Origin of the sequence: Peribacillus sp. B2I2, from assembly GCF_041261685.1 — a bacterium.
Classification (GTDB): Bacteria; Bacillota; Bacilli; order Bacillales; family DSM-1321; genus Peribacillus.
Genome location: NZ_JBGCCB010000001.1, coordinates 2,424,221 through 2,436,538 on the forward strand (window position 1 = coordinate 2,424,221; position 12,318 = coordinate 2,436,538).

Genomic DNA, 12,318 nt, shown 5'->3' on the forward strand with positions numbered 1-12,318 from the left:
TTTAAAAAGAGAAGTGTATTAGATTTGTGTCAAAAAAAGGAATTAATATTAAATTATTAAAAATTCCGACTTGTTTATATTGAATTTAAAATCAGGAAAATTTATAATTCATTTAGGTTGTTTTATATATGAAATACTTATTATGGAAAATCACATGATTTGGTAGAAAAATATTGATGTATTAAGATTCTTCTTTTGTTCTTATTTGCATATTTAGATATATTTGGTGGATCGGGATGTCTTCAATAAGTCGTGTAATTCTATCGTTACGTCAATTAAGCTAGGCCCTTCAAATAGTTTTATAAATGTAATTATGCTTTAATTGACAAATAAACACTTAATATTCATGAAGAGTAAAGGATTGTGAGGTTGCAAGGATGCCAATTAGCCATTTAGAAGAAAGCTCGATTGCTCGATTCATTATCTGGAATCGGGTGAAGGAAAAGCGCTTGTTATCCTCCATGGTTTGGGAAACAATTCTTAATCATGGAGACAACAGCTCGGTCAGTTGGATGATGAATTTAGAGTAATTGCCTGGGACGCACCAGGGTACGGTGAAAGTTCTGCTGGATACCGGTCCGTTGCCTTCTCTTTATCAAATTTAAACCAAATGGACATCCTTTCTTCTATATCTATCCCGACAATGGTCATGTGTGGTGAACTGGATCAGGTCACACAGGTTAGTGAATCAAGAATTTTTCATGAATTGATTCCTAATTCCGAGTTTGCCATGGTACCGAATCCCGGCCATTTATGTTACCAGGAAGTTCCAGGGGTTTTCAATGAATATGTTACCGAGTTTTTACTGAGACAAAAGGCAGGCAAAGATTGAAGTAGCATGAAAAAATATTCACCAAAAGAAATTGCAGAAAAAGATGTACATATACTGCAAGTTATTCTTTCTAGGTATGAAGAAAGCTTTACTGAATGTGTTATAGTCAGGAGAAAATGAGATTTATTCACAACGGGGGGAATACTCGAATGGCAAGCGAAGAAAAAGAGAAAGAGAAATATAGTGCTAATTCATTGGTTAGAGGGTTGGAAATCATTAAGCTCTTTAATGAAGTACAGCCTAGTTTGTCTCTTTCAGAAATTGCAAAACAACTGGGAGTAAGCAGAACGGTACCTTATCGTTTATTATTCACATTACAAAATATTGGTTATTTGTCTCAGGATGAACATACCAAACGTTATAGTTTAACGCCAAAGGTTCTTGAATTGGGATTTAGCTATTTGAACAGCTTGAAATTCCAGGAAATTGTCCAGCCTTATATGGAGAACCTGCGTGATGAAATCGGAGCCTCCTGCCATCTGTCCATTTTGGATGGACAGGAAGTTGTTTATGTTGGAAGTGCCCCAATCAGAGGCGTATCAGCTGTCAATGTGAACATAGGTTTGCGGCTGCCGGCACATGCTTTGGCCAATGGAAAATTACTTTTGGCATATCAACCGAAAGAAATGCTGATGCAAATGTTTAAAATCTCAAATCTAACTCCTTATACAGACAAAACACTGACCGCGCCAGGTGAATTTCAAAAACAGCTGGAATCGATTCGGCAAAATGGCTATTCGATGACAAGCGGGGAATTCCACCCTGGCATCCGTTCTGTTGCCGCTCCGATTTTTGACCGCACAGGAAATGTATTGGCTGCCTTGAATGTCGTGGCGACGGAGTCGGCTTATCAGGAAGATTTCATCGATAAAGTCGCCTTGCCTAAACTCCTTGATGTTTCTCGGCAGTTATCCGTTTATATGGGATATAGTGGGGTGACGCCGTTTCAGCATGAAGATATCTGATCATGATTGAGTGCCAATCTAAAAAAATGAATAATCTTCGAAAGTGTGGATCCCCTACTCTAGGGTATCCGCACTTTTTTTGTGTTAAAAAGGAATATGGTGGTTGCGTCATTCCAAGTTATACCAAGAGGGGAGAAGGTTTGAATTATAAAAAAAGTTTTAAATATTCTAAAAACTCATTGACAATAAAGCGGTTTCATTTTAGTATTAATTCATAGACGAAACAATGTTTTGCTTATAAAACGCAATGTGGTTTAGAAACAACAAATAAGGGAGGAATTTTAAAATGACAAAAGAAACTTTTTCAGTGAAAGATTTTGAAAAAAAATATGTTGCCCGATTGAAAGACCGTACGCTTGATTGGGGTGTATTGAAGTTCCAAGAAGAAATCGATCCAGCTTATAGACGTGCACAGATGAGATATATCGGACGCGGTGCCACCGCAAATAACGATACAAATGTAATTGCAGGTGAGCATTTCACTCTTAGTACAATGGTGCTACCGCCGGGATGTATCGGGCCATTGCATCTTCACGATGATGTTGAAGAAGTGTTTTTCATTCTTGAGGGTGAAGTCACGGCGTTAATTCAAGAGGATAGCTTCAGTGAAGTGCATGAAATTAAACTAAGTGCGAGAGACTGCATCAGCAGCCCACCAGGGGTTTATCGGGGAATTAGGAATGACGGTGATGTTGAAGCGCGCATGCTCGTGATGCTAGGGGCAGTGAAGCCTAACTTGCCAACATATCCTGAAGGCAGCGAGCTGGAAGAACTGCGTAAACAACGCTCAAAAGAAAGAGAAGCCATCATTAAAGACTGATCATTTAGCCGAAAAGGGCACCTGCATTATGGAAATTAATGAGGCGCCCTTTTCGAATAGATTTTAATGTGGTCAATGTAAATTTTCTAAAGGTAATCTGATTTATGGGAGGTATAAAAAAAGATGCTAGGGATTACTCATTTACGACATATTAGCATGATTACTCCGAATTTCGACGATCAAGCAGAGTTTTACGAAAAGGTTTGGGGACTGGATAGAGTGGATGCTCCGGATGAGGAGAACACCGTTTATTTTCGGGGGGCAGGACCGGAACATCATATTTTAAGCCTTCACAAGGGAGAAAAACGTGGGTTGCACCATATATCTTTCGGCATGGTCGATAAAAATGCGGTGGATCGAGCAGCGGGAATATTACAATCGAAAGGTGTTCGAATTATTGAACCGCCTGGATATTTGGATGAAGCAGGTGCTGGTTATGGCCTAAGGTTTATTGATCCGGAAAATCGCGTGATAGAGCTTTCGGCTTGGGTGGAAGTTCAAACGTCAATTTGGAACAATAAAAATGTTGATCCAGTGAAGCTGAATCATGTTGTAATGAACACTAAGAACTTGGATATGATCGTTGAGTTTTATACAAACGTACTTGGTTTTAAAGTTACCGATTGGAGTGAGCATCAAATGTCATTCCTGCGATGCAACAGAAAGCATCACTCCATTGCATTCAATCAAGATGAACATGCGTCAGTCAATCATATCGCCTACGAAGTCGATTCCGTGGATGAACTGATGCGCGGCATAAGCAATGTGCGGAAAGCGGGACTGTCAGAACTTTGGGGACCTGGACGTCATGGACCTGGAGACAATATTTTCTGTTATTTTCAAGATCCAGGCGGTTTTGTTATGGAGTATACATGTTATCTGGAAACGATTGAAGATGAATCGGAATGGAGAGCACGTGTATGGAAACGGGTACCACATTTAATGGATCAATGGGGGATTGCAGGGCCGCCGAAACCCGAAGCCCGCAAAGCAATGGGAGGAGATCCCGATCCTGGCTGGGTGGACTCTGCTATAGATGATTCAGTCATGTCTAAAAAATGAGAAGGTATTCCATTTCCTTCCATTTGTACTTGCGCTAGATGTATTGGTTACAGTGAAACAACTTCCTGTATTTTAAAGGACAGCGCACTTAAGGAAAATGGCTTTGAAAAGGAGTGACAAGATGGATTTAGGATTGAAAGGGAAAGTGGCTGTCATTATGGGCGGCACATCGGGCGTGGGATTAAAAACAGCAGAAATGTTTTTAGCTGAAGGAGCGAAAGTGGCTATATGCGGCAGAAGCACAGAGCGTATGGATAGTGCACAAAGTCAATTGCTCTCATTTGGCACTAAGGATGATATTTTTGCTTCAACCTGTGATGTCACCTCCAAATCGGATGTGGATTCTTTCATTAATGGTACGGCTGAGAAGTTTGGCGGGATCGATATATTGGTGAATGCAGCCGGCCAAAGTGTTATGGGATACTTTTTTGACATTACGGATGAACAGTGGGATGAACAGATTCAATTAAAGTTTTTTGCCATCATATATGCCGTTCGTGCAACGCATCCTCATTTAGTTAAAAGGGGAGGGGGGCGGATTATTAATATTAATGCAACGCTTGCTAAAGAACCTGAACGTCACATGGTAGCGACTGCAGCAGCAAGGGCTGGTCTCCTTAATTTAAGCAAAACCTTGTCCCAGGAACTGGCCTTTGACAACATACTGGTGAATTCAGTGAGTCTTGGATTGATCCGGACCGATCAATGGGAGCGAAGAAGATTGAAAAATGCGCCTGATATGGACCCGGAAGAATATTACGGAGACCTTGCGAAAAAACGGAATATCCCTCTCGGCCGCGTAGGGGAAGCGGAAGAAGTGGCCAGTGTCATTGTTTTCCTTGCTTCAGACAAAGCAAGTTATGTAGCGGGTTCGACGATTGAGACAGCAGGAGCGATCGGAAAGGCACTTTAAATATATTACTAAAAAAGGTAGGATAACGCGATGAAAATACAAGAAGAAATAGAGTTTACGACTGCCGATTCCATCGTAAAGGAACTAGTTCTAGCAGGAGTGGAAGCGGCTTTCGGGATTGTCAGTATTCACAATATGCCCATCTATGATGCAATTCTTAGAGAAGGGAGCATTAAACTCATTTGTTCACGCGGTGAGAGCGGTGCCGTCAATATGGCCGATGGATATGCCCGCGCTACTGGAAAATTGGGTGTAGTGATCACGAGTACCGGTACAGGGGCAGGTAATGCTGCTGGTTCATTAGTGGAAGCTTGGGCAGCTGGTGTTCCCCTTCTTCATCTTACTGGTGAGGTAGCTTCTTCTTATCTTGGTACAGGCAAAGGATACATACATGAGTGTAAAGACCAGCTTTCAATGATGAGCGGAGCGTGTAAAAATGCAGTGAGGCTGAGAAATCCTGAGCAAACTGCGGCAGTTGTAAGGAAGGCGATCCAAGAGGCGTTAACTGCACCAACAGGACCGGTTACATTGGAAATTCCCATTGACTATCAATCGGCAATCATAGAAGATCTAACCCTCGAAGGACAACGAGCTTCAACGTCTGAAACAAATTCAACGCCATTCATTCCCGAACAAGCCGTGCAAAAAATGGTTGAAGCACGCCGTCCTGTGATATGGGCCGGGGGTGGAGTCATCACTGCCAATGCTTCGCAAGAGCTGCAAAAATTGGCGGAAATCCTTGGTGCAGCAGTTATAACCAGTCAGTCAGGAAAAGGTTCGATCCCAGAAAACCATGAACAATGCATCGGACATTTTGCGGCTTATGAAACAACAAAAGAGTTTTTGAGAAATGCGGATTTATTGATCAGTGTAGGTGTAAGATTCAGGGGAAATGAAACATCCAACTGGAAAGTGCCGGTGCCAGAGGAACATATAGCGATCGATGCGGATTGGCAGGCCATTAACCGGAATTATAAGGCCACGCTGGGTTTGGTTGGCGATGCAAAAGATATGCTAGCTGCCATCATTCAAAATCTGGAAGGAAATTCAGTGCAGGCTGAACCTTCTTATTTACGAGAAGTCCTTTCGCTTAGAAACGAAGTGCGTGCTCAACTCCGGGAAACGCTTGGACCTTATGAGCAATTTGTAGATGGCATGAGGGAGATATTACCGGATGATACCATTTTAGTTCGAGATGTAACTGTACAGGCAAACGTGTGGGGCAGCCGTTTATTTGAAATCTATGAACCGAGAACATCCATTCATGCATCTGGCGGTGGAATAGGTCAAGGTCTTCCAACAGCAATCGGTGCCCAAATGGGGTGTAAAGATAAAACCGTGGTTCTTATGGCTGGAGACGGTGGATTTATGGTGAATGTCGGGGAAATGGTTACGGCAGCCGAAGAAAACTTACCAGTTATCATCGTATTGTTCGATGACTCAGGCTATGGGGTTCTTCGCAATATTCAAACTGCCGCATATGGTCGGCAGGTAGCCGTGGATTTATTAAGTCCAGATTTTGTGAAACTGGCTGAGTCCATGCATTTTGATGCAGTACGGATTGGATCTGGAGATGAATTCATATCTGAACTGAAAAAAGCAAAAGAAAGACGTAAACCTTCAATGATCGTTGTTGATATGGATGCTGTCGGTCCAATGGCCAAGCCATTTGGTGGACCACCAGGAGCTGCAGAAGCATTTAAGCCAAAAAAACTATAAGGAGGATTGAGAATGATTTCGACATACCCATTTGTTTCAGGAAAATGCCTTGTTAATGGAGAATGGATAGAAATGATTGAAAAAGCCGATGTGATCAATCCCGCAAACACATCGGAAGTAGTTGGCCAGGTGGCAAAATGCACTGGGGAAATCGTGAATGACGCGATTGAAGCGGCAGAAAATGCTTTTGAAACGTGGTCTCGCTCTGATGTCAGGGATCGGGCTAGCCGGATGAATTCAGCGGCAGAAGAACTTTCAAAAATAATCGAGGAAAATGTTACAGTGTTTGTACGTGAAAATGGCAAAACACTAGTTGAAGCTAAAAAGGATTTATTACGCTGTGTTGAAGTCATGAAGGGCTGCGCGGCAGAACTACTTGATTGGTGGAAGCCTGAAGTGCTCCCAGGAAATCAAAAAGTCCAAATCCGGAGAAGGGCAAGAGGTGTCACGGCAATTATCACACCGTGGAATTCTCCGATGATATTAACATTTAAAAGGGTCATACCTGCTGTCTTGGCAGGCAATGCAGTTGTAGTAAAACCTGCAACGAATTGCCCGTTAACGATAATGACCTGTTTAAAAGTAGTTGCTGAACATTTTCCTCCAGGAGTCATCAATATAGTCTCAGGATCAGGAAAAGCAATCGGCGACAAACTTTGTTCCGATTCCCGTGTACGGACAGTGGCATTTGTCGGAAGTACAGAAACTGGAAAAGATATCATGAAGAAATCAGCTGGAAACCTGCAAAAAGTGTATATGGAACTTGGCGGCAATGACCCTGCCATTATTTTGGAAGACGCAACTATGGATGAAGCGGCGATCAAACGTTTGAGGATGGGGATTTTACGGGCTGCAGGTCAGGTGTGTTCTGCGGTTAAACGAGTATATGTCCATGAATCACGTTATGACGAGGTAGTTGAGAAGCTGACCAAAGAGTTTAGCCGGGTGGTAATTGGGGATGGCATTCAGCCTGACGTAACGATGGGTCCATTGAATAATAAAGTACAGTATGACTATGTGAATGGCTTGATCGAACGTACCGCTAAGGAAGGAGGAAACATAATCACTGCTGGCATTCAACTGAATCCTGAAACTTGGGATAAAGGTTATTATATGCTTCCTTCCATTATTACTGGTGTCAATCAGCAGAGTGAAGTGGTTAGGGTAGAACAATTCGGTCCTGTCATTCCAATTTTACCTTTCAATGATATTGATGAAGTTGTAAAATTAGCGAATGATAGTGAGTTTGCCTTGCGTGCGTCTGTTTGGACCCAAAATGAAGATATAGCTGTTGAAATGGCAGATCGACTCGAAGCTGGTGCGGTTTTCCATAATAATCATACCGTTTTCAGCGACTTAGCTCTGGATTTCCCTGGCTTAAAAGAAAGTGGTGTTTCCCGGGAAACAAGGCATTGCGGGCTGGAATTCTTTGCGGACTCATACGGGTTTGCTGATTGAGGAAGGATGAAACTATATGAAGTTAGGCTTAATCGGGTGCGGCAATATCGGGAAATTTCTGCTTCAGGCAATTAATAACGACGGACTTCTTCCAGGTGGGAAAATCGTTTCGATTTATGCCCGCCGTGAAGAAATCGCAGCTCAACTGGCTGAAGATTTCAGGACACAGCCATATAGTGATGTCGACGAACTCCTTAAATCGGATGTAGATTTAGTCATAGAGGCTGCAACGATTGAAGCTGCTGAAGAGTACTCATTGAAAGTACTTAAAAGCGGGAGAAATCTCTTGTTAAGCAGTATAGGCGTGATGGCGAATGCTGCCTTCGAAGAACAATCAAACCAGATTTGCAAAAAAAATAAAGTGAATATTTTCCTTCCGTCTGGTGCGATTGGAGGTCTCGATGTCCTTAAATCGGCAAAAGCGGTGAATGGCCTTGATTCTGTTTGCATCACGACGAGAAAACCGCCAAACGCATTGCCCACAGGTGCTTCAGTGGAAGAAGAAACGGTTTTATTCGAAGGATCGGCTGCAGAAGCGATCAAACAGTTTCCGAGAAACATTAATGTTGCGATTGTGCTGTCTTTGGCTGGTCTTGGATCTGAAAAGACGAAAGTGAAAATCATTGCCGATCCAAAAGTGTTTAAAAACAACCACTTAATTGAAGCGTCAGGTTCGTTCGGGAAACTAAAACTTGAAGTGGAAAATGATCCGATGCCAAATAATCCGAAAACGAGTTATCTAGCCGCATTAAGTGTTTTGGCTACTCTGCAAAACAAGGAAAAGAGCGTTCAAATCGGGTAATGAATTATTGGTCAAGTTTATGGAAGGGAGAGAGTAAGTATGCTTAAAACTGATAAATCCTTAGAAGAAATGTCAAAACAGCAAGTTGTCAACTATTTGAATGAAACCGTTAAACCAGAGGAAGGCGTTATACCTGCATACCTCCTTGGAGATCAAAAGGTTTATGATATAGAACATGAAAAAGTGTTTTTGAAAACATGGGTTTTTGTCGGTCATGAATCTGAAGTTCCCAACAAAGGAGACTTCATGACCCGTGACCTTGCTGGCTACTCGCTCATCATTACTCGTGATGCTGAAGGGGAAATCAGGGCGTTTTATAATATGTGCACCCATCGCGGAATGAAACTATGCCGTGCAGATAAAGGGAACAAGTCTTTATTTACATGTCCCTATCATGGATTTAATTTTAAAAACACAGGTGAGCTCGTGGGGGTACCATTACAAAAGGACATTTATGGGGGCACCCTTGACCGTTCAGAAATGGGCCTTCATAAAGTGAAGCTTGAATCTTATAAAGGTCTTTTATTTGGAACTTGGAATGAAGATGCAGAGCCGCTTGAAGAGTTTCTTGGAGATATTAAATGGTATTTGGACTTACTTGTAGGTCGTGCAGAAATGGAAGTTATCGGCGTCCCTCAAAGATTCGTCGTTAATTCCAACTGGAAAGTGGGTTCCGATAACTTTGCTGGTGATTCCTATCACACGATGGTCACGCACGGCTCCATCGCAAAACTGGGGATGGTGCCCAATGCTACCTATTCAAAGCGTGGTTTTCAAATCCATATGGATAATGGACATGGACTAAACTTAGGGACACCTAACCCTGACTTCGCTTTCCCTGAAGAATTGAAAGATGAATTTAAAAGTAACCTGACTGAAGAACAATATGAAGTGTTATCAAACTTAAAGAATATGATTGGAAACGTTTTCCCCAACTTATCCTTTTTAATATCCCATACAAAAATCAAAGACCAGTTCATCTCCAACACTTCAATTAGAATGTGGCGTCCAATCGGTCACAATAAAATGGAAGTGATCGCTTGGATGCTCGTGGAAAAGAACGCCTCCCAAGATTGGAAAGATAGATCAAGAGATTCGTTTATATTGACCTTTAGCCCATCCGGTATTTTCGAACAGGATGATACTGAAGTGTTTACTGATATTACTGAAGCAGCCCAAGGTCCAATGCCTTTCCTTAAGAACTTAACCTATAATTATACCATGGGACTACATCGTGATCCTGTTGATTTTATTGGACCGGGTATTGCTTACGATGATAAATTTACAGAAGCGAGCCAACGGAATTTTTACAAGTACTGGCTGGAATTAATGACGAAATAATAACTGGGAGGGGGAACGGAAATGAACGTGGAGAAAATGTTGCTTAAATGTGAATTTGAACAGTGGTTGTATGATGAAGCACAATTATTGGATGATATTGAATTTGATGATTGGTTCGATCTAATGCACACCAGCTTGCGTTATCAAATGCCTGTTCGTGTTAATAAAGAAGGGGTGGAACGCCCGGATTATTCAACGGACATGTTTACATTTAATGATGATATTGAGCTGCTGAAGCTGCGCGTGGATCGATTGAAAACAGATTATGCCTGGGCGGAAATACCACCATCAAGAACACGGCGTTTTGTCTCTAATGTACGCGTTAAAGATTTTGTAGAAGGTGAAAAGGCAGTCGTTAAGAGTTATCTGCTTATCTATCGAAGCCGAAGCACGGATATTCAACACGATTTGATTTCGGGGGAACGAAATGACGAATTCATATTCGAAGAAGGTAAATGGAAACTTTCCAAACGGATATTCATTGTTGACCAAACAACGATAAATACCAGGAATCTTGCTATCTTCGTATAATATGGACTTGGATAAAAGAGAAAAACAAGGAGGCTGGTTACAATGGCAATGGCGTTAAAGGATAAAGTAGTGTTGATTACCGGAGGCAATTCAGGTATAGGAGAGGCTGTCACTAGACGTTTTATACAAGAAGGGGCAAAAGTCAGCATTATCGGCCGCTCGATAGAAACGCTAAAGAAAATGAAAGAAGAATTTGGTGAAGAGATTCTCATTAACCAAGGTGATGTAAGTAAATATGAAGACAATGAGAGGGCTGTACAGGCCACTGTCAAGCAATTTGGAAAGCTGGATGTTTTCGTTGCCAATGCAGGAGTCTTTGATGGATTTGCTAAATTTGCCGACGTAACTCCCGAGGCACTTTCCGATGCATATGATTTTCTGCTCGATATCAACGTAAAAGGATCTTTCTTCGGTGCGAAAGCCGCTCTTAAAGAACTGCAAAAATCGAATGGCAATATTATTTTCACCGTATCCGGTGCTAGTTTCTATCCTGATGGCGGCGGGGTTTGGTACACAGCAAGCAAGCATGCTCAAATAGGGTTGATGCGCCAACTTGCCTTTGAACTCGCTCCGAATATTAGGGTGAATGCTGTTGCGCCTGGTGGTACACTGACAGCATTATCCGTCATTCCTCCTCTAAGTCCATTCGTGAAAATCGTGGATAATGATACGAAGGCCAAAAGCATAAAAAAAAGAAACCCACTTCAGCTTGCCCAGATGCCCGAAGATCATGTAGCTGCTTATGTCCTGTTAGCATCGGACGAAGCGCGTGCAATTACCGGAGAAGTCATTTCCAGTGATGGGGGATTGTCAGTTCGCGGACTGGGATGAGTTTATAACAAAATAAACTATGGGAAGTAGCTTAATAATTATGGCTGAATCACTATTGGGCAATAGGAATATTAATCAACTCGCATTTGTTGTAAAAGATATTGAAGCTGCTAACCTAGCTTTCACAAAACTGCTGGGCATTAAGAAGGCAGAACCATTTTTAACTGGGGACAGTTCTGTTTCGAAAGTCACTTTTAGAGGTGTGCCGACGGAATCAAAATCTAAACTGGCTTTTCTGAATACACCAACCGTGCAATTTAAACTAATAGAACCGGATAAAAATCCAGGAACGATGCGTGAGTTCCTGGATGAAGTGGGCGAAGGGATCCACCATATTGCTTTTGATGTTGACTCCATCCAAAAGAGACTGCCAATCATGGAGAAAAGTGGATACCCGGTTTTGCAAACGGGCGAATTCACTTCAAGTGACGGCAGATATGTATATGTGGATACACTGGATGATCACAAAACCTTAGTTGAACTGCTTGAAAGTGCAGAACCAAGACAAATGGAATGGGAAAGACCTGAAGATGCAAGAGTTCAGCCGCTATTAGGGACAAACAAAGTGGAACAACTTGCACTGGTTGTGAAAGATCTGGATGCGGCTGCAGATGCATATTGTGAGTTGTTGGGTATTGAAAAACCTCCCATCATTCATTCGGGTCCCACCGAAATTACAAATGTGATTTACAAAGGGCAGCCCACTGAAGGAAAATCAAGATATATGTTTATCGATACTCCGTTAATTCAGATTGAATTGATCGAGCCGGGCGAATCACCTAGCACGTGGAAAGATCATCTTGAAACATATGGAGAGGGAGTTCACCATATCTCGTTTGTCGTAGAAGACATGGAGGATAAAATGAGGATGTTGGAAGAAATGGGGTACCCGGTCATACAGACAGGGAACTTTTTTAACGGAAAAGGCCGATATGCCTATATGGATACATCCTCGACCTATAAAGTGATTATTGAATTGCTAGAACGTTTTGATGCGTAATCGTATTTCATTTGATCATCAAAAAGTGTTCCGAAAGCAATTAT

At 42.0% G+C, this 12,318-nt stretch carries 13 protein-coding genes; all 13 read left to right on the top strand.

Annotated features, from left to right (window positions below; all coding sequences use genetic code 11):
- Positions 1-377 precede the first annotated feature (377 nt).
- The 13 genes from ABIE66_RS12130 to ABIE66_RS12190 all read left to right on the top strand — a co-directional run bounded on the left by ABIE66_RS12130 (position 378) and on the right by ABIE66_RS12190 (position 12,274).
- Positions 378-530 (top strand): hypothetical protein, encoded by a 153-nt coding sequence (locus ABIE66_RS12130; RefSeq protein ID WP_289324887.1) that lies wholly within the window; start codon positions 378-380, stop codon positions 528-530.
- Complete coding sequence (locus tag ABIE66_RS12135) at positions 509-832, top strand: alpha/beta fold hydrolase (RefSeq protein WP_289324888.1); 324 nt, start codon at positions 509-511, stop codon at positions 830-832. The genes ABIE66_RS12130 and ABIE66_RS12135 overlap by 22 nt, the downstream gene beginning before the upstream one ends.
- Positions 833-981: 149 nt before the next feature.
- Complete coding sequence (locus ABIE66_RS12140; RefSeq protein ID WP_370014855.1) at positions 982-1,797, top strand: IclR family transcriptional regulator; 816 nt, start codon at positions 982-984, stop codon at positions 1,795-1,797.
- Between the two features lie 286 nt (positions 1,798-2,083).
- On the top strand, positions 2,084-2,617 hold the full coding sequence (locus tag ABIE66_RS12145; protein ID WP_289324890.1) for a cupin domain-containing protein: 534 nt from the start codon (positions 2,084-2,086) through the stop codon (positions 2,615-2,617).
- Between the two features lie 123 nt (positions 2,618-2,740).
- On the top strand, positions 2,741-3,679 hold the full coding sequence (locus ABIE66_RS12150; protein ID WP_289324891.1) for a VOC family protein: 939 nt from the start codon (positions 2,741-2,743) through the stop codon (positions 3,677-3,679).
- Positions 3,680-3,800: 121 nt separating this feature from the next.
- Positions 3,801-4,592: an SDR family oxidoreductase gene (locus ABIE66_RS12155; protein WP_289324892.1), complete on the top strand. Its 792-nt coding sequence runs from the start codon at positions 3,801-3,803 to the stop codon at positions 4,590-4,592.
- 30 nt (positions 4,593-4,622) lie between these two features.
- Positions 4,623-6,311, top strand: coding sequence for a thiamine pyrophosphate-binding protein (locus ABIE66_RS12160; RefSeq protein WP_289324893.1), 1,689 nt, complete (start codon positions 4,623-4,625; stop codon positions 6,309-6,311).
- 12 nt (positions 6,312-6,323) lie between these two features.
- On the top strand, positions 6,324-7,769 hold the full coding sequence (locus ABIE66_RS12165; protein ID WP_370014857.1) for an aldehyde dehydrogenase family protein: 1,446 nt from the start codon (positions 6,324-6,326) through the stop codon (positions 7,767-7,769).
- A gap of 16 nt (positions 7,770-7,785) precedes the next feature.
- On the top strand, positions 7,786-8,571 hold the full coding sequence (gene nadX / locus ABIE66_RS12170; RefSeq protein ID WP_370014858.1) for an aspartate dehydrogenase: 786 nt from the start codon (positions 7,786-7,788) through the stop codon (positions 8,569-8,571).
- 39 nt (positions 8,572-8,610) lie between these two features.
- Positions 8,611-9,912 (top strand): aromatic ring-hydroxylating oxygenase subunit alpha, encoded by a 1,302-nt coding sequence (locus ABIE66_RS12175; protein WP_370014860.1) that lies wholly within the window; start codon positions 8,611-8,613, stop codon positions 9,910-9,912.
- A 21-nt stretch (positions 9,913-9,933) separates the two neighbouring features.
- The gene (locus ABIE66_RS12180; RefSeq protein WP_370014861.1) at positions 9,934-10,443 is read left to right on the top strand and encodes an aromatic-ring-hydroxylating dioxygenase subunit beta; all 510 of its coding nucleotides are present in this window, start codon (positions 9,934-9,936) and stop codon (positions 10,441-10,443) included.
- Positions 10,444-10,485: 42 nt separating this feature from the next.
- Positions 10,486-11,274 carry an SDR family NAD(P)-dependent oxidoreductase gene (locus ABIE66_RS12185; protein ID WP_289324898.1) on the top strand — a complete coding sequence of 263 codons (789 nt, stop codon included), beginning with the start codon at positions 10,486-10,488 and terminating at the stop codon, positions 11,272-11,274.
- Positions 11,275-11,293: 19 nt separating this feature from the next.
- Entirely contained in the window at positions 11,294-12,274 is a 981-nt protein-coding gene (locus tag ABIE66_RS12190; protein WP_370014863.1) for a VOC family protein, read from the top strand.
- Positions 12,275-12,318 lie beyond the last annotated feature (44 nt).

Coding starts and splice junctions, on each gene's coding strand:
- ABIE66_RS12130 (WP_289324887.1), top strand. CDS start 378: ATGCCAATTAGCCATTTAGAAGAAAGCTCGATTGCTCGATTCATTATC.
- ABIE66_RS12140 (WP_370014855.1), top strand. CDS start 982: ATGGCAAGCGAAGAAAAAGAGAAAGAGAAATATAGTGCTAATTCATTG.
- ABIE66_RS12145 (WP_289324890.1), top strand. CDS start 2,084: ATGACAAAAGAAACTTTTTCAGTGAAAGATTTTGAAAAAAAATATGTT.
- ABIE66_RS12150 (WP_289324891.1), top strand. CDS start 2,741: ATGCTAGGGATTACTCATTTACGACATATTAGCATGATTACTCCGAAT.
- ABIE66_RS12155 (WP_289324892.1), top strand. CDS start 3,801: ATGGATTTAGGATTGAAAGGGAAAGTGGCTGTCATTATGGGCGGCACA.
- ABIE66_RS12160 (WP_289324893.1), top strand. CDS start 4,623: ATGAAAATACAAGAAGAAATAGAGTTTACGACTGCCGATTCCATCGTA.
- ABIE66_RS12165 (WP_370014857.1), top strand. CDS start 6,324: ATGATTTCGACATACCCATTTGTTTCAGGAAAATGCCTTGTTAATGGA.
- nadX (WP_370014858.1), top strand. CDS start 7,786: ATGAAGTTAGGCTTAATCGGGTGCGGCAATATCGGGAAATTTCTGCTT.
- ABIE66_RS12175 (WP_370014860.1), top strand. CDS start 8,611: ATGCTTAAAACTGATAAATCCTTAGAAGAAATGTCAAAACAGCAAGTT.
- ABIE66_RS12180 (WP_370014861.1), top strand. CDS start 9,934: ATGAACGTGGAGAAAATGTTGCTTAAATGTGAATTTGAACAGTGGTTG.
- ABIE66_RS12185 (WP_289324898.1), top strand. CDS start 10,486: ATGGCAATGGCGTTAAAGGATAAAGTAGTGTTGATTACCGGAGGCAAT.
- ABIE66_RS12190 (WP_370014863.1), top strand. CDS start 11,294: ATGGGAAGTAGCTTAATAATTATGGCTGAATCACTATTGGGCAATAGG.